This window comes from Chryseobacterium sp. NG-CE01, from assembly GCF_055695505.1.
Genome location: NZ_CM146369.1, coordinates 1,354,148 through 1,374,828, shown reverse-complemented (window position 1 = coordinate 1,374,828; position 20,681 = coordinate 1,354,148). Strand labels below are relative to the sequence as shown.

At 37.7% G+C, this 20,681-nt stretch carries 20 protein-coding genes; 8 read left to right on the top strand and 12 right to left on the bottom strand.

Annotation, left to right across the window (positions count from 1 at the left end):
* The first annotated feature begins 13 nt into the window (after positions 1-13).
* The 5 genes from ACYT6F_RS06735 (at position 14) to ACYT6F_RS06715 (ending at position 3,940) form a co-directional block, all read left to right on the top strand.
* Complete coding sequence (locus ACYT6F_RS06735; RefSeq protein WP_472600464.1) at positions 14-217, top strand: CcoQ/FixQ family Cbb3-type cytochrome c oxidase assembly chaperone; 204 nt, start codon at positions 14-16, stop codon at positions 215-217.
* A 10-nt stretch (positions 218-227) separates the two neighbouring features.
* A complete protein-coding gene (locus ACYT6F_RS06730; RefSeq protein ID WP_472600463.1) occupies positions 228-1,109 on the top strand; it encodes a cbb3-type cytochrome c oxidase N-terminal domain-containing protein in 882 nt (293 codons plus the stop codon).
* A gap of 99 nt (positions 1,110-1,208) precedes the next feature.
* Positions 1,209-2,663 (top strand): cytochrome c oxidase accessory protein CcoG, encoded by a 1,455-nt coding sequence (gene ccoG / locus ACYT6F_RS06725; protein WP_472600462.1) that lies wholly within the window; start codon positions 1,209-1,211, stop codon positions 2,661-2,663.
* Between the two features lie 66 nt (positions 2,664-2,729).
* The gene (locus tag ACYT6F_RS06720) at positions 2,730-3,182 is read left to right on the top strand and encodes a FixH family protein (RefSeq protein WP_472600461.1); all 453 of its coding nucleotides are present in this window, start codon (positions 2,730-2,732) and stop codon (positions 3,180-3,182) included.
* The gene (locus tag ACYT6F_RS06715; RefSeq protein WP_472600460.1) at positions 3,173-3,940 is read left to right on the top strand and encodes a sulfite exporter TauE/SafE family protein; all 768 of its coding nucleotides are present in this window, start codon (positions 3,173-3,175) and stop codon (positions 3,938-3,940) included. Before ACYT6F_RS06720 ends, ACYT6F_RS06715 begins: the two co-directional genes overlap by 10 nt.
* A 68-nt stretch (positions 3,941-4,008) precedes the next feature.
* Here ACYT6F_RS06715 and serS read toward each other — a convergent pair whose 3' ends face one another.
* The 11 genes from serS to ACYT6F_RS06660 all read right to left on the bottom strand — a co-directional run bounded on the left by serS (position 4,009) and on the right by ACYT6F_RS06660 (position 15,969).
* Positions 4,009-5,277 (bottom strand): serine--tRNA ligase, encoded by a 1,269-nt coding sequence (gene serS, locus ACYT6F_RS06710; protein ID WP_472600459.1) that lies wholly within the window; start codon positions 5,275-5,277, stop codon positions 4,009-4,011.
* Between the two features lie 66 nt (positions 5,278-5,343).
* Positions 5,344-5,847: a hypothetical protein gene (locus ACYT6F_RS06705; protein WP_472600458.1), complete on the bottom strand. Its 504-nt coding sequence runs from the start codon at positions 5,845-5,847 to the stop codon at positions 5,344-5,346.
* A gap of 94 nt (positions 5,848-5,941) precedes the next feature.
* Entirely contained in the window at positions 5,942-7,195 is a 1,254-nt protein-coding gene (locus ACYT6F_RS06700; protein ID WP_472600457.1) for an MATE family efflux transporter, read from the bottom strand.
* Position 7,196: 1 nt separating this feature from the next.
* Entirely contained in the window at positions 7,197-8,333 is a 1,137-nt protein-coding gene (locus ACYT6F_RS06695) for a glycosyltransferase (RefSeq protein WP_472600456.1), read from the bottom strand.
* Positions 8,334-8,436: 103 nt separating this feature from the next.
* A complete protein-coding gene (locus ACYT6F_RS06690; protein ID WP_472600455.1) occupies positions 8,437-8,925 on the bottom strand; it encodes a hypothetical protein in 489 nt (162 codons plus the stop codon).
* Positions 8,926-8,950: 25 nt separating this feature from the next.
* Complete coding sequence (locus ACYT6F_RS06685) at positions 8,951-10,090, bottom strand: hypothetical protein (RefSeq protein WP_472600454.1); 1,140 nt, start codon at positions 10,088-10,090, stop codon at positions 8,951-8,953.
* 33 nt (positions 10,091-10,123) lie between these two features.
* Positions 10,124-10,909: a (Fe-S)-binding protein gene (locus tag ACYT6F_RS06680; protein ID WP_169231848.1), complete on the bottom strand. Its 786-nt coding sequence runs from the start codon at positions 10,907-10,909 to the stop codon at positions 10,124-10,126.
* Between the two features lie 18 nt (positions 10,910-10,927).
* Complete coding sequence (locus tag ACYT6F_RS06675; RefSeq protein ID WP_472600453.1) at positions 10,928-11,386, bottom strand: GNAT family N-acetyltransferase; 459 nt, start codon at positions 11,384-11,386, stop codon at positions 10,928-10,930.
* A 12-nt stretch (positions 11,387-11,398) separates the two neighbouring features.
* The gene (locus ACYT6F_RS06670) at positions 11,399-12,736 is read right to left on the bottom strand and encodes a 4Fe-4S dicluster domain-containing protein (RefSeq protein WP_472600452.1); all 1,338 of its coding nucleotides are present in this window, start codon (positions 12,734-12,736) and stop codon (positions 11,399-11,401) included.
* Positions 12,737-12,746: 10 nt separating this feature from the next.
* Entirely contained in the window at positions 12,747-13,697 is a 951-nt protein-coding gene (locus ACYT6F_RS06665) for an MlaD family protein (protein WP_472600450.1), read from the bottom strand.
* A 124-nt stretch (positions 13,698-13,821) separates the two neighbouring features.
* Complete coding sequence (locus tag ACYT6F_RS06660; RefSeq protein WP_472600449.1) at positions 13,822-15,969, bottom strand: peptidylprolyl isomerase; 2,148 nt, start codon at positions 15,967-15,969, stop codon at positions 13,822-13,824.
* Positions 15,970-16,228: 259 nt separating this feature from the next.
* Between ACYT6F_RS06660 and lon the strand changes: the two genes are divergently transcribed.
* Together lon and ACYT6F_RS06650 are read left to right on the top strand one after the other, a co-directional pair.
* Positions 16,229-18,634 (top strand): endopeptidase La, encoded by a 2,406-nt coding sequence (gene lon / locus ACYT6F_RS06655; protein WP_472600448.1) that lies wholly within the window; start codon positions 16,229-16,231, stop codon positions 18,632-18,634.
* Positions 18,635-18,803: 169 nt separating this feature from the next.
* The gene (locus tag ACYT6F_RS06650) at positions 18,804-19,916 is read left to right on the top strand and encodes an AI-2E family transporter (protein ID WP_472600447.1); all 1,113 of its coding nucleotides are present in this window, start codon (positions 18,804-18,806) and stop codon (positions 19,914-19,916) included.
* Positions 19,917-19,980: 64 nt separating this feature from the next.
* On the opposite strand, the gene ACYT6F_RS06645 is transcribed toward ACYT6F_RS06650, so the two are convergent.
* Positions 19,981-20,136, bottom strand: coding sequence for a bacteriocin-like protein (locus ACYT6F_RS06645; RefSeq protein ID WP_472600446.1), 156 nt, complete (start codon positions 20,134-20,136; stop codon positions 19,981-19,983).
* A gap of 146 nt (positions 20,137-20,282) precedes the next feature.
* On the opposite strand from ACYT6F_RS06645, the gene ACYT6F_RS06640 reads away from it, so the two are divergent.
* A complete protein-coding gene (locus ACYT6F_RS06640) occupies positions 20,283-20,660 on the top strand; it encodes a MauE/DoxX family redox-associated membrane protein (protein WP_472600445.1) in 378 nt (125 codons plus the stop codon).
* Positions 20,661-20,681: the final 21 nt, after the last annotated feature.

The following is a 20,681-nucleotide window of genomic DNA, read 5'->3' as shown; positions in this document are numbered from 1 at the left end:
AAAAAGTTCCATCATGATACCTCAGAACTTTAAAGACATATTATCCAATACGGACAATGCTGGTTTTTACCAGACCTTGGCTCTGATTTTCTTTATGCTGTTCTTCGTAGCACTTGTAATATACGTTTTTAGCAGACCTAAAAAGTTTTACAAGGAAGAAGAAGAGGCGCCTCTGAGTGACGATCAGGATGATGATGATTTTAATTTAAAAAATTAACCTACTTATTATGAAACAAAGAACACCGGTTTTTGTAAACATCCTAATAATAATCGGACTTTTAATAGTTTTTTATTATCTGTTTGTACAGAGTTATGAGTTCCTGGGCTCACCTTACTTCTGGGGAACTGTAGTGATTGGCGGTATTTTGGCATACATTCACAGTGCTATAGGAGATCTTATTGAGAATAACAAATTCAAGAAACTATCTCCTGAAGAGAAGGCAGCTTATCTGGCAGAGAAAAAAGTACCTTATTTAACTAGGCTATATAAGGCTGCATTTAAAAAGCAGTCCGCTGCTGAAGAGAAAGACATCCTTATCGACCACGGTTTCGACGGGATTATGGAGTTGGACAACCAATTGCCAAAATGGTGGGTAGGTTTGTTCTATTTTGGGACCGCTTTTTGTATTGTGTATGTTGCAGCTTATTCTTTCACCGATTTTGCTCATCCATTGACAGAATATGAAAAAGAATATAAAGAGCAGCTGGCAAGTATTGAAGAATACCAAAAGACACAGCCGCCTGTAACGATTGAAACAGCTAAATATTCAGCAGATAATATCGCAGAAGGAAAAGAACTCTTTAAAACGAACTGTGCATCTTGTCACAAGGAAGACGGTAGTGGTGGTATTGGCCCGAACCTTACGGATAACTACTGGATCAACCAGCCGGAGAAGACATTATTTAAAAATGTATTCCATATGGACTGGAACGGATCTCCTACCAATCCTGCGATGAGAGCGTTCGGTAAGAACGGAGAAGTTTCCGGTGCTGAAATTGAAAAAATTGCAGCGTATGTGTATCACATCAACCAGGAATTGCCTCCGGTAACACCGGCTCAGGGTGGCGCAGCTCCTCAGGGAACTGAAGCGCATTGGGAGAAAGAATAATTTTAATAAAAAAATTAGAAACATATGAAAAACATAATTTGTTATTACCTTAAAAATAGTAACGAATTATGTTTTTTCTTTTTTTAAACACTAGTACATATGTCAGACATAGAAGAAATAGAAGCACGAGGCGGACAGGGGCAGGTTCTGGACCCTGAAACTTACAGAGATTCTATAGGCACCATGGATCAGTCCGGGAAAAGGAAATGGGTATATCCCAGAAAGCCTAAAGGAAAATATACCAATTACAGGTATCTTGTAAGCTGTATTTTATTATTAATTTATTTCTCAGTACCATTTATCAAAATTAATGGCAACCCGCTTATTTTATTTAACGTAATTGATAGAGAGTTTTTCATTTTCGGACAGCCCTTCTATCCTCAGGATTTTTTCATCCTCACGCTGGGAGCTATTGCTTCTCTTATTTTTATTATTGTATTTACGATTGCTTTCGGTAGAATTTTCTGCGGGTGGATATGCCCTCAGACAATTTTCCTTGAAATGATTTTCCGTAAAATAGAATATGCAATTGAGGGAGACAGAAACAAACAGATGAAGCTGGACCGACAGGAGTGGAACACTGAAAAGATCTGGAAAAGAAGTTTGAAGTGGACCATTTATATCATCATTTCCCTGATTATTACTCACTTTATGTTCATGTATATCGTTGGATATAAAGAAGTTTTCACCATTGTTTCGGAAGGGCCTTTTGCCCATCCTACCAATTTTATTGTAATGATTCTCTTTACTGCAGCATTTTATTTTGTATTTGCTTGGTTCAGAGAGCAGGTATGTACATTGGTCTGCCCTTACGGAAGATTGCAGGGAGTATTGATTGATAAAGACACCGTAAATGTTTTCTACGATTTTAAGAGAGGGGAAAACAGAGCAAAATGGAGAAAAGGAGAAGATCGTAAAGCTGTAGGAAAAGGGGATTGTATCGACTGTCATCAGTGCGTGGTGGTTTGCCCTACGGGAATTGATATCAGAGACGGGCAGCAGCTGGAATGTGTAAACTGTACAGCTTGTATTGATGCCTGTGATGAAGTAATGGAAAAAGTAGGTCTTCCAAAAGGACTAATCCGATATGCTACAGAGAACGAGATTGAAAAAGAAACCCAGTTTAAATTTACGGGAAGAATGAAAGGATTTGCCCTGATTCTCGTTTTACTGAGCGGTTTTCTGGGATATCTTCTGTATAACCGTGGCGAGATGGAAGCGAAATTCATTAAGCCTGCCGGAAGTACCTTTTTTGTAAGAGATGGTAAAATTACCAATACCTACAATTATACTTTCCTTAATAAAACCAATGAGAAAAAAGTTGTAACCATCAAAGTAATTGAGCCTAAACACGGAGAAGTTATTTACAGCGCGTCAAGCAAAATTACGGTTGACAGGGATAAGATTACTAAAGGAACCGTTAATATCAGCTTCCCGGAAAGTGAAATGAATCTTTCTAAGCAGAACATCACGATCGGTGTTTACGATATGAGCGGAAAACTGGTAGATTCTTACCAGACTTATTTTGAAGGACCTTTTAAACTACAATTCTAATATCAGAAGCCTCAATATCTGTATTGAGCAGTATTGAGGTTTTTTAAAAATATATCAATTTCGAAAATGAAAAAATTCACTTGGGGACATGGTGTTGTAATAGCATTAGCCGCTTTCATGATCTTTATACTTTCCATGTTATTTCTTTTTCCGAACGGACAGAAAAACTCCGAAATGGTAACGGATAATTATTATGAAGAAGAATTAAAATATCAGGATGTTATCGATGCCAAGAAAAGAGCCGATAATTTACAGGAAAAACCAATTTACAGCCAGGATCAAAGCGGGATTAAAATTACATTCCCGAAAGATTACGATAACTCCAATACAACGGTGAAATTTGTTTTAAACAGAACCGACGACCAGAATTTAGACATACACAAATCTGTGCAGCTTGATGCCAACAAATCATTTATTATCCCGGCTCAGGTATTGAAGATGGGAAATTATACCTTGCGATTGAATTGGACCAAAGACAAAACAGATTACAGAATGGATTATGATGTGATATGGAAATAGCACTTATTGTATCGGCTATAGGATTAGGATTTGCTTCCGGTTTTCATTGTATCGGAATGTGCGGCCCTATTGCTCTTTCAATGGGATTAACAAAACAGCAGGCTACCAACTACTATCTCCAGAATCTCACCTATCAGTTTGGTAGAATTTTCACCTACTCTCTTTTGGGAGCAATTCTGGGAATTATCGGGGAAGGATTTGAGATGGCGGGTATACAAAAATACCTTACCATTGCTGTGGGAATACTGTTGATTATAATGGCTGTATTTTCATTGGGAGGTAAAGACTTTGCTTCAAAAGTTCCTTTTTTTTCTAAATTTTTATTTAAAGTAAAGTCAAATTTGGGCAGACTGTTGCAGAAAGCTGATTACCGCTCAAGATTTACAACTGGCATTCTAAATGGCTTTCTACCATGCGGAATGGTTTACATGGCTTTGACGGCAAGCCTTGCGAGCGGCGGAATATGGCAGGGAGCTTCATATATGGCTTTATTTGGTTTGGGAACACTTCCATTCATGTTTGCGATAGTTTTGGTCGGAAATCTCATGAATCAGGCTTTTCGGGTAAAAGTACTTAAGGTAATCCCTGTGGTAATGATTATCCTGGGAGGATTATTTATTGTAAGAGGTCTTGGGTTGGGTATTCCGTACCTCTCTCCAAGAGCAGAAGCGATGACGATCTCTAAGGAAAATCAGGGGGACTGTCATTTGCCTGGAGATCACAGTACGCACAATCATTCTAATACAAATTGTCATTAATTAATTTAACCTAAAATAATAAGAGAGGCTGTCCCATTAGGAACAGCCTATTTTTATATAATATAATTTTAATTAATCATATCAAATCTCGCATATTCCGCAATTTTTTTCGGAAGCTTGATGCCTTCATCAGTTTGGTTATTCTCCAGCAAAGCTGCCATAATTCTCGGCAGTGCCATTGCAGAACCGTTTAAGGTATGTACAAGCTGAGATTTTCCGTCTGTTTTGTAACGGCACTTTAATCTGTTAGCCTGGAAGGTCTCAAAATTAGAGACGGAACTTACTTCCAGCCATTTTTCCTGGGCCGCGCTCCATACCTCAAAATCATAGGTCATCGCAGAAGCAAATCCTGTATCTCCTCCGCAAAGTCTTAACACGCGGTACGGAAGTTCAAGATCACTCAGAATTTCTTTGATATGCTCTACCATTTCTTCCAGAACAGCATAAGAGTTCTCAGGTTTTTCAATTCTTACAATCTCTACTTTTTCAAACTGATGAAGACGGTTCAGCCCTCTTACATGAGCACCGTAACTTCCCGCTTCCCTTCTGTAACATTGAGAGAATGCCGTATTCATAATCGGAAGATCTTTTTCCTCGAATAACACATCACGGTAAAGATTGGTAACCGGTACTTCTGCTGTAGGAATTAGGTAAAGATTATCCTCATTAATATAATACATCTGTCCTTCTTTATCCGGCAGCTGCCCTGTTCCGTATCCCGAAGCTTCATTTACAACATGTGGCGGATTTACTTCCATGTATCCTTTTTCAACATTTTTATCAAGGAAATACTGAACCAAAGCTCTCTGAAGTCTTGCCCCTTTTCCTAAATATACAGGAAATCCTGCACCGGCAATTTTTACGCCCAGCTCAAAATCAATCAGGTTGTATTTTTTAGCCAGTTCCCAGTGAGGGATTGCTCCTTCGCCCAGGCCTTCCACATCGTGAGACTGATAAATAATCTCATTGTCATCTGCAGAAGCTCCGTTTTTTACCTTTTCGTGAGGAATGTTCGGAAGCTGGTATAAAATATGGATGAGTTCCTTTTCTTTAACATCTAACTGGGATTTCAATTCCGAAGTCGATTCTTTAAGCTGTGCTGTTTTAGATTTTGCAGATTCGGCTTCTTCTTTTTTTCCTTCTTTCATCAAAAGCCCTATTTCTTTGGAAATTTTGTTGCTCTCGGCAAGCTGGGAATCCAATTCAAACTGAATTTTTCTTCTTTCATCGTCGGTAGCAATAGCTTCGTCTACCAACTCAAGATTCCTGAATTGTCTTTTTTTAAGACCTTCTAAAACGCGCTCTTTATTATCGCGCAAAAAATTGACTTGTAACATTTTATTTAGATGTTAGTTATTAGAATGTTGAACATCAGAATGTCAACAGTTTTGCAAATGTATAAATTATTTTATGATTGTAACGACATTGGGCGAACCGGCCTGTTTTGTAAATCTTAAGGTATCGTTATAATATACTTTCGAGACTTCGAACAGGGAGGGTGTCATCCTGTATTCGATTTTAAGATTTTCTTCAATTGTATCTAAAATAGTATTGTTAAGTCGCTTGATGAGCGTCACCTTAATATCGGAACGGTAAATTTTATTATCCGGATTTAAGGAGTCTACCCCAACTCTTTTAGCTCCTGCAATATATTCTATAAAAAGTGTAGAATCAGCTGTTGCCCGCAGGCTACTATTGACGGGTGAAACATCCTTATCACCATTAATGTCATTAAAGGAATAGGTGAAGTAGGTAAAATCTTTCTTCTGATGAAAAAGATCTCTCCCGGCTTTGTTTTTCATATAAATATTCAGGATCTGATCTATATTCTGCACATCATCATCGCCTGTCCTGCAACTGAGGAAGGCACAAAAAATAACCAGAATTCCGAAAAAAATATTCTTCATGTATAGCAAAGATAAAAACTTATTTTTAATATTTCTCCTGATTTATTGACGTTCAGGATTATTTAACAGCAATTGTAAAGGAGACACTTCAAATTTACTTTTTCACGAGTTTCCTCATCAATACGCTGATTTCGGCTTTGGAAAGTATGAAATCCCGGATACGGAACTCGGTAATGCGGTAAAATCTCCAGAATAATACGCCAGAAGAAAGGCAGTATGAAGCCGAATTTACGATACAGGCTCCCCTGATCCCCCATTTCGGAATGATATAAAATGATGAAAAAACCGTCAATATAAGTCCTACTAAAGATTTCACATTTAATATTCGCAGCTTATTAATTCCCGCAAAATAATATCCGATAATATTGCTAACGGCAATGGCCAGGATTCCGGGTGAAAGCAACAGGACAATTTCTTTTGTCTGGCTGAAGTCTTTTCCGAAAATCATGGCATACCAGTCTGCCGGAATCATCAGCATCATACCAATAAACAGCAAAGTAATAAGAAAGCTGATTCGTAAGGATATTTTTGTTTTCTCAATAGCGTCATTAGAATTGGTATTATTGATGACGTCGGCATAAAGAACGACCGAGAGGCTCCGGCTTACCGTCCACACAGCCTCAGAAAAGGCAATTCCCACAGAAAAAATACCGACGCTTACAATTCCTTTAAAATATTCAAGAAAATAAAATGACAATCTGTTATTCAGGAACTGCAGAAACGTGCTCAACTGTATTTTCCATCCATAACTGAACATTTGAAACCCTATCTTTTTTGAAAGCGAAATCCTTTTAAAATCGGTTCTTTTTGTTAACTGAAAGGCACTGGTGATAAACAAAAGCGTAAAACAGCTTATCTGTGCAATAAAATAAGCATTAACGGATGTCACCTTAACAAAATAAACAATGATCACGATGAATAAAATATGTACAACCTGCTGTAAAACCGTATACACATTAAACATCTTGATATTCTGCTGCCCTACAAACAAATTAATATTAGCCGTAAGAAGTGAAGACATTACAGAAAGCGCAATAAGATAACCCGAATATTCAGAAGCATGGCTAAAACTGAACAGAACAGGAATCACAATGCCTGTAACAACTGCCCAAAGGTAGGCGAAAAGCAGCATTTCTTCCTTTTTGATCTTTTTAGCAAAGTAGCTCATGCTGCTTCCTACAAAAATATTGGCGAAAAAGCTGATGATGGTGAGATCTGCTATAATAATTGATATCAGCCCTTTTCCGCTGCTTCCCCACATATTGGTGGAGTAAATGACCAGTCCGAAATTAAGGATGAGAATTAAAAACCTGGAAACAAAAGTTTTAAATATGGTATTCTGCTTCATCCTATGGTATTGATTTTTTGATGAAGTTCAGAAAGGTATCTCTAATCATGTTCCAGTTATATTTCGTTTCATACTCCTTTCTTGCGTTTCGGGCATGTTGGTAATATAGTTGCGGATTATTAATATAATTCAATATAAGTTCCGAAATCTTTTTTGGATTTTCAGGGTCAACCAGAAATCCGAACTTCGAAACATCCACATGCTGCCGGGTTGCTTTTAAATCAGTATAGATTACAGGTTTTCCCGAAGCCGCATAATAGAAAATCTTGATTGGGAGGCAGTGATGGTTTTCATAATTGAGTGTTCTTAAATCGAAGCAGATATCGGCATCAGCATAAGCTTTCGTAAAGGTTTCAAAAGATGCAGGCTTTTCTATCCTGATATTTTCGAAACGATACTTCTTTAGTAATTCAGAAAAATATTTCTCATCCTTTTCTTTTCTTGAGCCTCCTATTAAAAGGATTGAGATCGTAAGATCAGGTGACTTTTTCCTCAGGCTGTCTACAGCGGCAAAAAAATTACCGATTCCTTTCTCTTCAGAAAACTGTCCGGTATAGCAAAGCGTTATTTTTCCCGGCTCAAGAGATTTAATATTTTTATGAATATAAACATGGTCCGGATAGTAAGGAATGGTGACATTCTTTTTAAAAGGGAAAAAATAGGCTAACGGGAATTTTTTGGTTTCTTCTCCAAAAATATAATGCGTACTGATAAACCCGGCGTACAATTGTATAAGAAAAAACTTCACGGCATGAATGATATTGAGCGGAAATGAAAACCTTTCTACCATCCGCATAGACGGGTACCATTCGGTAATATCATAAATAATGCTTGCCTTTTTCTTTTTTCTGATATTTTTTGCGGCAATTACTGCTAAAGGTTCCGAACAGATAATGACGTCCGGCTGATAATCATTACAGACTTTTTCCAAAATCCGCTTTTTCTCCTGTATGCTTTTCTCCAGGATATTATAAGATTCTATTTCAATCCCGTCTATTGTTCCCTGAAACTCTGATGAAAGACTGCTTATCTTAACCTCGTATCCCTGCTCTTTCAAAGCTTTCGCCTGATGATAGAATATTCTGTCATCATCGTATCGGTGAGCGGTTGTTAAAAAAAGAAGTTTAGGTATTATCATCCGAAGATCATTAATCTGATATGTTCCAGAATTTTTCACAAATATAACTAAAGCAAAAAAAGTGGAAGAGTTCCACTTTTTATTTATTCAATCGACAGGACTATTATTTTATAGAGGCTGCCCAGCTTCTTTCAAAAGGCAAAAGAAAATTTCCTAAAAATTCCAGATATGTGTTTTTCGAAAAGTCAAAAACCTGAATATCCTTAGAAAGTTCTCCGTTTCTTATTTTCGATTTGAAATCGATAAGCTTCAGTGTTTTTACCTCTCCATTTTCGATGAAGCTGGCTTTCATTCTGTCAAAAATACCGAGCTGATATTCTTCATCAATCTCTCTCATTACTTTGCCTAATGCATCAATGCTGCATCCGGAAGCCATTTCTTTTTCTTCATCAACACAAATAATGATAAACTGATTTTTTTCAATCTTAAAAGAAGATGAAAGTGGTTTACCGTGGGCTGCCCAAGTCGCCAGAAAATCAAAAAGCTTTTCTGTGATGGCTTTTGCCTCTTTTGTTTCAAAGGGTCTTGATGCAGGATATATGATTACTCTGTAGTCGTTGGTTTCTACTATATTTGATTCTTCGATCTTCATGTCTGATACATTTTAAAGTTCAAAATTACGCATTTTTCCTGAGTTTGAAACCATTGTATTTTTTGCTGAGTACAGAGAAAAATATCAGGAGCAGCAGTAGTATATACCCAAAGAAAAACCTGAGTCCTGATGCATGCGGGAAAAATAAAAACTTAATGTAAATGTTCAGCAATATAAATACGGAAAAAATCCGGACCCATAAATCTTTCGAAAAATAAAATATAAGTGCTAAAAGCCCAAAAGCTGTTACCGTAACCCTTTTAAAATATATGCCTTTTGAATATAAAATTCCCAGATAGTCACCAACGCTGAAATCTGGCGGTGCCTCCGAGATAATGGGACGCCGGTAAATAAAAGTATCATAAAAAAGATGCTTCCATCCAGGATAATGATAAAATTTAACAATGAAAAAATATAAAACAAAAAGAATGAGTCCCTGAAATATAAGACTGTAATCTACTTTTTTGTTTTTAAAATACTGATATAATCCTAAGGCTGCAAGGTAACTTAGAGTGAAAGGGATGTAATCCGGTCTGATGAATATAATGGTAAAAAGCACAACAAACATTATCCATTTACTCCAATTTTTTAGAAATCCTATGATAAAGACTAAAAGAAACTGCAAAATGAATATATCCGGTGTAGAGACTCGAGACATATACGCCATCGGCGGCAAAACCATAATCCCGGCAGTTAAAAGAACGCTAATGATATAGTTATCCGGAAAAATAATTTTTAAAATGGAAAAAATAAGGATTCCTGAAATAAAGTATGCAATAATACTTAAGAATGTTACAGCATCTGCTGAAGAAAATCCCAGTTCATATAAAATTAAAATGGCAATATTATAGCCAACTTTTATTTTATAATACGGCAGCTGTTCACTGAAAGATTTTGTATTATTGGCAAAAGACTGACGGGCTTTGTCACCGGACTTATATATCCCCAGTATATCACGATACTCCGGATCGGGAGCTTTCTTCTTGATTTCCTGGTAGGTAAATGCACGAACCTTATCGGGAGAATCAGGATATTTCAAGCTATACAGGCAACCAATGTAGCCCGGCATATCCCAATCATAAACCCTGTTTTTATAATTCCAGAAACTCAGTGCAGCAACAATGACAACAATGAGAAAAAAGGAAATTCTCCATTTTGATTTCATGGAATACAATTCGTTTTAACTTTTGCTAAATATTTATAAATCTTCTGCTTCAGCTAAAAGTTCTACAATATCTTTTACGGCGACTTCGTGATTTTTATTAAAATGCTTTACACCATCGGTCATCATGGTATTGCAGAACGGGCATCCGGTTGCAATTACTTTAGGTTCAAAAGACAATGCTTCTTCAGTACGCTCGATATTAATGTCTTTGTTGCCTTTTTCCGGCTCTTTAAACATCTGGGCACCTCCTGCACCGCAGCACAGCCCGTTTGTTTTGCAGCGTTTCATTTCTACAAGCTCGGCATCCAGCTTTTCCAGCAAAGCTCTTGGCGCTTCATATTCATTGTTGGCTCTTCCCAGATAACACGGATCATGGAAAGTAATTTTTTTACCTCTGAAAGCACCTCCTTCAATTTTCAGTCTTCCTTCTTCCATAAGGTTTCTTAGGAACTGGGTATGGTGAATAACTTCATACTTTCCTCCTAAGCTCGGATACTCGTTTTTAAGAGTGTTAAAGCAGTGCGGACAAGCCGTCACAATCTTCTTTACTTCATAAGCGTTCAGTACCTCAATATTCGTTAACGCCATCATCTGGAACACGAATTCATTTCCTGCCCGTTTCGCGGGATCTCCCGTGCAGCTTTCTTCCTGTCCTAAAACAGCAAATTCAACGCCGATCTTATTTAATATTTTGCAAAATGCTTTCGTAATCTTTTTGGCACGGTCGTCAAAACTTCCGGCGCAGCCCACCCAGAAAAGAACTTCCGGTGATTTTCCTTCGGCAGCATATTCTGCCATTGTTTTTATATTGAAATCCATTCTATTACGTTATTTGGATTATAAAAGAGACTTTATCATTTTAATATCACATCGGGCATATTCCGATTCTTCAACGGGAATCTCCACAAAACCGAATTTTTTATAGAGGTGAATGGCTGGAGATAATTTGGTATTGGAATACAAAATAAGATCTTTCACTCCCATTTCCTTTGCTTTGTGTATACAATGCTGAATCAGCAGGTTGCCATATCCTTTTCCCTGTGCAGATTCATCGACTCCCATTTTGGTAAGTTCAAGCTCACCATATTCATTATTCATTAAGGCTACTGCTCCTTTCGGAATACCCTCCTCTGCTACAAAATAAATATTTCCGCCTTTATCCAGAATATATTTTTCGGGATTGGAAAGCACTTCTACATCATAGGGTTCAGCAATAAAATATTTTTCGAGCCAGTTGATATTGATTTGCTTAAAATACGGAGCTAAATCTTTTCGGTATTCAATTATTTCAGCCATGTTTTAATTTCATCAGTCATTTGCCCAATTCAGACGGTCAGCCTGGTTATACTGCCAAGGAGCAGCATTATTTTCTACGTTGGCCATCATCAGATTCAGTTCCTGAGGTGCTGCAGACTGCTCCATCACAAGGAATCTTCTCATATCAAATATAATGGAAAGCGGGTCAAGCAGTACCGGACACGCTTCTGTACATGCATTACAGGTTGTACATGCCCAAAGTTCTTCCTTGGTAATATAGTCGTTCAACAGCTTTTTTCCGTCATCTTCAAACTTACCGTTTTTATCGATGTTTCTTCCTACTTCTTCAAGACGGTCCCGTGTTTTCATCAGAATTAATCTCGGAGAGAGTTTTTTGCCGGTAATATTTGCGGGACAAACAGCAGTACAACGGCCGCATTCTGTACAGGAATAGGCATTTAGAAGCTGTACCTGATTCAGATCAAAAATATCTTCTGCCCCGAATTTTGAAGGAGCTTCTGCATCACCTGCAGCCGGAGCGGCATACGGATCTGCATTAGGATCCATCATCAGCTTAATTTCTTTAGTAACAGAATCAAGATTGTTGAATTTTCCTTTCTTTTCCAGATTGGCGTACCATGTACTCGGAAAAGCTAAGATGATATGTAAATGCTTTGAATAGTAAAGGTAATTCATAAAGAACAGGATTCCTGCGAAGTGAAACCACCAGGCTCCTCTTTCTATTGCGAATAAAAATCCGTTATCAAAACTGAAAACTTCCAGAAAAGGTACAAATGTGAGATCACTGATCGGAAAAGATCCGAGACGTGCAAAATGATCATAGCCTCTCGTCTGAAGAATAGAGTCTGAAGCATTCATAGTGAAGAAAGCAACCATAAGGGCAAACTCAATGATAAGAATCCAGTTGGCATCTTCTTTGGGCCATCCGAAAAGTTCTTTCATCGTAAGTCTCTTTACTCCATAGAAATTTCTTCTGATAAAGAACAATACTACTCCTATTACAACTAAAAGTGCCAACACCTCAAGGGTAGCTGTAAAATAGCTGTAGAATGTATTTCCAAGAATGGTTGCCAGGAATCTGTGGGTTCCAAAAATTCCGTCTACAACAATTTCTAAAAGTTCGATGTTGATGATAATAAAACCTACATATACAAAAAGGTGTAAAATTCCGGCAACCGGCCGTTTTACCATCTTGCTTTGTCCCATGGCTACTCGTGCCATAGTCTCCCAGCGCTCTCCTTTTCTGTCGCTACGGTTTATTTCACGTCCTAATCTGATATTTCTATATATCTTTTGCAGGCTTTTTGCAAACAGTCCGAAGCCTACAACCAATAAGATCAGAAAAATAATATTATCGATATATTGCATGGATTATTTATTAGTCTTTACTATTCTTCCCAAATACTGAGAAATTGACGTATCTCTTAGGATTTGCTTTAACGTCTTCAATTAAAGAGTTCAGGTTTGTGGATGCAGAGTTCAGGTTGTTATATAATTCTTCATCTTTCATTAGTTTTCCTAAACTTCCCTGTCCGTTATTAATTCCTGCAACTACTTCATTAAGTTTTCCTACGGTTGCATCAAGATTGGCAATGGTCGCATTCAGTCTCTTGGTATCGATGCTTTCTGCTAAATTTCCGTATTTGTCTAAAGTCACTTTTCCGCTTTGCATCGTAAGGCTTGCGTCATCCAAAACCTTTTGAAGTTTAGGATCGTTATGTCCTACCAGACTGTTTACACTTCCTGCCGTAGTTTGTAACGCTGCCACGGTTTTATTCAGATTAGCTAAAAGCAGTCTTATTTCTTCTCTGTTCTGCGCGTTAACCACCTGGTTAGCGTTAGACATCAAAGAATCTACTCTGTATAAAACGGTTTGTAGCTGATCTTTTACAGGACCTACCTGGGAAGAAAGACTTCCTAAAGTACCCAGTTTAAAGGCTCCCCTCAAAGTATCTCCGTCTTTAGCAGTGGGACCTCCATACATCAGGTTGATTCTCATCTCCTTTCCGGACATTAATCCCGGCTCAAAAATTTCCAGGGTCGAGTTTTTTGAGAACTCAAAATTATTATCAACCGTTATTTTTACAAGGAAATCAATTTTCCCATCTTTGGAGGTATGCGGAATGATCTTATCCACCTGGCCTACTTTTAAACCATTAATGGAAACGGGGGAAGACTGTGCCAATCCTTCCACATTATCATATTTTGCGTAAAATATATTATCGGTAGTAAAAAGGCTTCTGCCTTTCATAAATTGGAAGAGTATCACAAAGCCTACAATGGCTATTAAAGCGATTACTCCCGCTTTTAATTCTTTACTGAACTTCACTTGCTAAATTTTTTCTAATGAGCAAATATAATACATTTAAATGAATGTTTTTCTCTATTGCTCTGCGTTAAACACAAAAGAAGCGGCAAAAACTTTGCCGCTTTTTATCTTTATGAAAATAATTCTATTGTTGCTGAGAACCTAATTTATTCCAGATCTCAATTCTGTAGTCATCGATATCAGCATTGTCCTGTAAGCTTTTCAGCCAAGCCTGTCCGAACATTCCTGAATTTCTCTGCGAAATAGATTCTGTGAATTGCTTAAGGTCTCCAGGTTGTTTGTTTACGCTTTCATTCTTTTTCACTAAAACATAAACTCCTGTTCCGCCTTCAACCGGATTAGAAAGTTTACCCTTCGCTACTCCGAATGCCGCTCCTGCAACTTTAGGCTCCATAGAACCGGCCACTGAAGGGTTTAAAAGGTTAACCTGTGCAGACTGTTTTGTTGTTCCGAACTGCTTTGCAATCTGATCTAAGCTTCCTGCTTTTCCGATTTTTTCAGAAATTTGTTTGGCAGCAAGCTTATTTTTCACTACCACTTCAATTTGATCTCTTACTGATTCAGGATCTGCAGAACCTTTTGCCTGTTTGCCATTAAGGTACACTACAATTTTATCTCCTGTTCCGTCTACTGTAAATAGTTCAGTATCGCCTTTCTCTCTTTTTTTATCGAATGCCCAAGCAAGAATTTCAGCATCTTTTTCCGTTCCTAAACCTTGCAGCTGACCATCAAATCTTTTAGCCTGTTTAGGATTAGAAAACTGGTAGTTTGCTTTTTTAGCAATGTTTACAAAGTCATTGAATGATTTGCCCTCAACCTGCTGAACGAATCTGCTGGCTTTTTTATTCACCTCTGCTTCCGTAGCATCAGAAGGTTTTACCGCTTTTACAAGATTGGCAACCTTGTAGCTCATTGCTCCCGGCTTTTTATCTTCAATATTGATGATATGGTATCCGAACTGAGTTTCTACCACACCTGTTGCGCCTTTAGGATTGTTGGCAAGGTATGTTAAGAATTCAGGTACGAAAGGAGTTTCGGGAGTTGTCCATCCAAGACTTCCACCCTGGGCCGCAGAATTCGGGTCGTTTGATAATTTTAAGAATTCCGTAAATTTCCCGGGATTAGCTTTTACGATAGCACCTATAGAGTCTGCCAGTTTTTTAGCCTGCTCTTTGGATCTTGTAACCCCTTCTCCTGCAGGGCTTCCTTTGAATGCAATAAGGATATGTCTTGATAATGTAGAGTCTGAAGTCTTTTTATCTAAAAGTTTAGACACTACATAGAAGTTCTGTTCTTTATAAGGACCAAAAGTCTGCCCGATGGCAGCAGAAGGAATCTGAGCCTGAATCGTCTGTGGCAACTGATTTGGCTTCATATACTGAGGATTGAAAGGCATATCAGAATTAGCCATCAAAAACATAGAGTCGTTTTTGGTATTCTGGAAATTTTCCGTTCCTCCGCTTGCATCAGTTCCTGCAGAGAATAATTTATTGATTTCTTTCAGCGTGGCAGCATCATCCGCGGCACTTGGCTGGGAAGGGAAATAAACGATTCCGATGTTTCTGCTTTCTTCAGCTTTGAACATTACAGGGTGCTGCTTGATATAGTTGGCAAGATCTTCAGTAGTAACCTTAATGTTGTTTTTCTGAAGATAAGTCGCATAGTCAATTTTTACGAAGTCGATATCAGCAAGCTGATCTCTTTGCTTCATCAATTCCTCAGCTTCTTTTTTACCGGTTGTGATACCCTGGGAAATATTTGCAAAAACCTGTCTTGCCATCAATCGGTATTCAATTGATTTTCTGGTTTTCAACCACTGGTTGTATCCTTCCGGCGAACCTGCCTTCATATCTTCGATCTGTTTTTTTAGCTCCTGGGTTTTGAAGTTACCTTTCTCATCGAAAAACTGCTTCTGCTGAGCAAACATCTGATCATACTGAAGCTGATTCCAGAAATAATCTTCCGTCATTTCGAAGCCCATTTTTTCGAATTGCTGTTTGATCAGTTTAGACTGTACCAGCAACTGCCAAGCCTGCTCCTCAAGACCAGCCTTCGGCTGACCCTGCTGCTCTGCCTGCTGCTGCAGTACGAAAAGCTGATCATTAAATTCTTCACGGGTAATCTTCTCACCATTCACTTTTCCTAAAACATCAGGATTTTTACCGAAAACCTTATCGATACTATCGGGGTTTACAAGGAACGCCAAAAGCGCCAGTGCAATTACGCCCATCAAAAGCCAAGGTCTACTCCTAATTTGTCCTAAAATTGCCATTATATAAATTATAGTTTTTTATCAGGTTGCGAAAATACACATTTTTAAGAAATTACGGAAATACAAGACCTTTATTTTAATTTTTAAAATTTAATTTTTCTGAAAAAGGAAATTTTGACCGTATTTTTTAGCAAAAAACAAATGGCATAGGTCTTGTGTCATTAAAGCACACAATATATGCAATACGATTTTTAACACATATTGCAAAGTTTACGTTAACGAATTAAAACGGCAATGACAATTTGTCATTCGATATACTATGACAGAGTTTGAAGATATAAGTTTAGAAGAAATGATAAGTGATGGATTTGATATTGTAGCTGAAGAGATCAATCTTTCCGATCTTTCCGAGACAGAAAAAAATTCCGAACAGAAGATATTCCCTATTCTTCCGGTAAGAAATATGGTGATGTTCCCCAACGTGGTGATCCCTATTACTGCAGGAAGAAAGACTTCCATCCAGCTGCTTGAGGAAGCGCAGAAAAACGGTGATTTTATAGGAATCGTGAGCCAGAAAAATTCTGATCTGGAACAACCCTCAGAAAAAGATATTTTCCAGGTAGGCACCCTGGCCAAGATTATTAAAATCATAAAGCTGCCTGAAGGCAATATTACAGCTATTACAAAAGGATTTCACCGCTTTAAGGTTAAAAAAATTGTTGAGAAACAGCCTTATTTTAAAGCTGAGATTTCCAAACTGAAAGAATCTAAGCCTAAGAATAAAGAAGAGTACGAAGCGTTGCTGGAAAATGTAAAAGATCTTGCTTTGAAAATCATCGAGCTCGACCCGAATATTCCGAACGCTGCTAATTTTGCTATTAAAAACATCAACAATAATGATGATCTGCTGAACTTCATCTGCACCAATGCCAACTTTCCTTCTTCTGAAAAGCAAAAACTTCTCGAAGAAAAAAATCTGATGGAAAGAGCAAATAAATGCTATGAAATGATGCATGAAGACTTCAGGAAGCTGGAACTGAGAAACCAGATCCATCAGAAAACTTCGAAGGATCTGGATAAGCAGCAGAGAGAATATTTTCTTAACCAGCAGATAAGAACCATCCAGGAAGAGCTTGGAGGCGGACCTGAGAGTGATGTAGAAGAACTCATTATTAAGGCAAAAAATAAGAAATGGAGCCAGGAGGTTGAAGAGCATTTCCAAAAAGAGATCAACCGTCTACAGAGACAAAACCCTAATTCTCCGGATTATAATGTACAAAGAAATTATCTTGATTTCTTCACTGATCTTCCCTGGGACACGTTCACTAAAGATACCTTTGATATTGAAAGAGCTCAGAAGATTTTAGATAAGGCACACTTCGGACTGGAAGATATTAAAAAGAGAATCCTGGAGCACATGGCTGTTTTAAAACTTAAAAACAACATGAAATCTCCTATTCTTCTTTTGGTAGGTCCTCCGGGAGTGGGAAAAACATCTCTCGGGAAATCTGTTGCCGATGCATTGGGAAGAAAATATGTAAGAGTCTCTTTGGGAGGATTGCACGATGAAAGCGAAATCCGCGGCCACAGGAAAACTTATATCGGAGCGATGGCGGGAAGAATTCTTCAGTCTATCAAAAAATCGGGAACATCCAATCCCGTAATTGTTTTAGATGAGATTGACAAAGTAGGAAAAGGCATGCATGGCGATCCAAGCTCGGCACTTTTAGAGGTTCTTGATCCTGAGCAGAATAAGTCATTCTACGACAATTTCCTTGAAATGGGCTATGATTTGTCCAAAGTAATGTTTATTGCAACAGCAAATTCTTTGTCTACCATTCAGACACCTTTGCTGGACAGGATGGAAACCATTCAGATTACAGGGTATACTCTGGAAGAAAAAATTGAAATTGCCAAGAGGCATTTAATCAAAAAACAGCAGGAAGAGAACGGGCTTGATTCCAAATCATTCAAGCTGGGAAATAATGAACTGAAACACATTATTGAAGCCCACACTTCTGAAAGCGGTGTAAGAACTCTGGAAAAAAGACTTGCTGCAATAGCTCGTTGGGCAGCATTACAAACTGCTTTGGTAAAAGAATACGATCCGAAAATTTCCATTGAAAAAATTGATGAGATTTTAGGTGTTCCAAGACCTAAAAGCCTTTCCGAACTTACCGATGTTCCGGGTGTAGTTACAGGACTTGCCTGGACAAGTGTTGGAGGCGATATTCTTTTCATTGAAAGTATCATCAGCAACGGAAAAGGAATGTTAACCATGACGGGTAACCTGGGAACGGTTATGAAGGAATCTGCAACTATTGCGCTGGAATATATTAAGGCTAAACACGATGATCTGGGAATCTCGCAGGATGATATCGAAAAGAAAAACATCCACGTTCACGTTCCTGAAGGAGCAACTCCTAAGGATGGTCCTTCCGCAGGTATTGCGATGCTTACTTCCATGGTTTCTTCGTTTAAGAATAAAAAAGTAAAACCTCATCTTGCCATGACCGGTGAGATCACACTGAGAGGAAAAGTACTTCCTGTAGGCGGAATTAAGGAAAAGCTGCTTGCTGCAACGAGAGCAGGAATTAAAGAAGTGATTCTTTGTGAAGCCAACAGAAAAGACGTTGAAGAGATCAAAAAGGATTACCTGAAAAACCTCACGGTTCATTATGTAAGCTGGATGAACGAAGTGCTGCAACTGGCTCTGGAAAAATAAATATACTATACATCCTAAATATATCAACACATCTTACGGGATGTGTTTTTTTTATTAATATCTCAGGATTAAATTGGGCATGGAATTTTCTTATGCTAATCAAATAATTACTTATTTAAAACCCTTCAATTCGGAGTGTTTTTATTAATTTTATGCAACAGAAAGAATTATGAATCTACTTCGCCTCCCTTTTCTTGTAAAGCTCACGCTTGTTGTTGTTTCCATTATCGGTCTCGGTTATCTTCTGGCTTTAGGACAGAGTATTCTTGCTCCTTTTTTTCTGGCATTCTTAATGGCGATGCTTTTTCTGCCGTTTGCCAACTTTATGGAAAGAAAACTAAAATTTCCGAGATCTTTTTCCACTATTTTTTCGGTGATGATTTTAATGATCGTTATTACGGGACTTATTTTCTTCTTCGGATCTCAGATTTCCAGCTTCAGTAAGGATATTCCCCAGCTTACCAGCCAGGCAACTCATGTCTTTCATGATCTTCAGAAGTGGGTATCTAAGACATTTAATGTAAAAATTGATGAGCAGTTTACGTATTTAGACGAAGGCTTAAAGAAACTTCTTTCTTCGACGGGAATTATTTTAGGATTTACTCTCGGGATTTTCTCTACCAGCCTTGGCTTTTTGGCATTCTTCATTCTGTTTTTTATCTTCATTTTAAATTACAGAAGAATTTTAAACAACTTTATCGTCAATGTTTTTACCGAAAAGCATAAGGCCAGTGTGCAGGAAGTGGTTTCTGAAGTGAGGATCATGACCAAAAGGTATATTACGGGACTTTGTCTTCAGATTATTATTGTCTCTATTCTTACTTCAACTGTTTTGACTATTTTGGGAGTAAAATATGCCATTCTTCTGGGAGTTCTTACCGGTTTGCTGAACGTAATCCCCTATATCGGCATTTTTATTTCACTTCTTATTTCCTGTTTTATTGCGTTTGCAACGACTACACCAATCACCTGTGTTTACGTAGCAATAGGCTATGTGGTTGTACATGCTATTGATGGAAATATTATACTTCCTTTTGTGGTTGGATCTAAGGTAAAAATCAACGCTTTGTTTTCTTTTATCGGAATTCTTGTTGGAGAACATCTTTGGGGAATTGCAGGTATGTTTCTCTGCATTCCGGCTATTGCCATTATCAAAATTATTTTCGAACGGGTCGACGGGCTTCAGCCTTGGGGAAAATTACTTGGCGAAGAAGAAAAGCCTGATAAGAAAAAGAAAAGATATAAAATCTCTAAAAATATTACTTTAAAGGAGATGGATTAAATTTACAAAAACCCTGATTAAAAGTAATATTAAAAAAAAAGCCCTCATCTGAAGGCTTTCTTTATTACGCTTGAATAGCGCAAAGAGGATTTCTTTTGTTGGGACAAAGCTCATCACAAGGAATGTACGTCTGGCTGTCCGGACAATATCCTATATCCGTAGTATTTCCTCCTTTGATCGCTTTCAATTTGTTCCGGTTTAATTTCTGAAGATTTTTCATAATATGATTTAGTTTGGTTGACAAACAAATATATAAAATCGCGCAATACGAACCTAAAATATTTCCCAATAAAGAGATTTTTAAAATTCAATACCTTTTTAATCAACAGATTATAATTTTATTTACCTTTAATAAAAATAATATTTATGAAAACTGTAAAATTTATTCTGTCGCTTCTTTTCGGATTAATGTTTATTAATGCCGGATTAAACAAATTCTTCAATTACATGCCTATGGAAAAACCTACACCCGAGCAAATGAAAGTATTCACTGCTTTTAGTGAGATCGCATGGCTTATGCCTCTTGTAGGTGCTGTTGAAATTATTGGCGGATTGCTTTTCATTTTTCCGAAAACGAGAGCATTGGGAGCCATTGTCATCCTGCCGGTTATGGTAGGAATTGTAGCTCATGTATTTACTTTAGACAAATCAACTAACACAATGGCGATTGCCGGAGTAATGTTTCTTATCAACCTCTGGATGATTATCGACAATAAAGAAAAATACAAGCATCTTATAAGCTAAAAAAATGGTGAATGGTCAGTA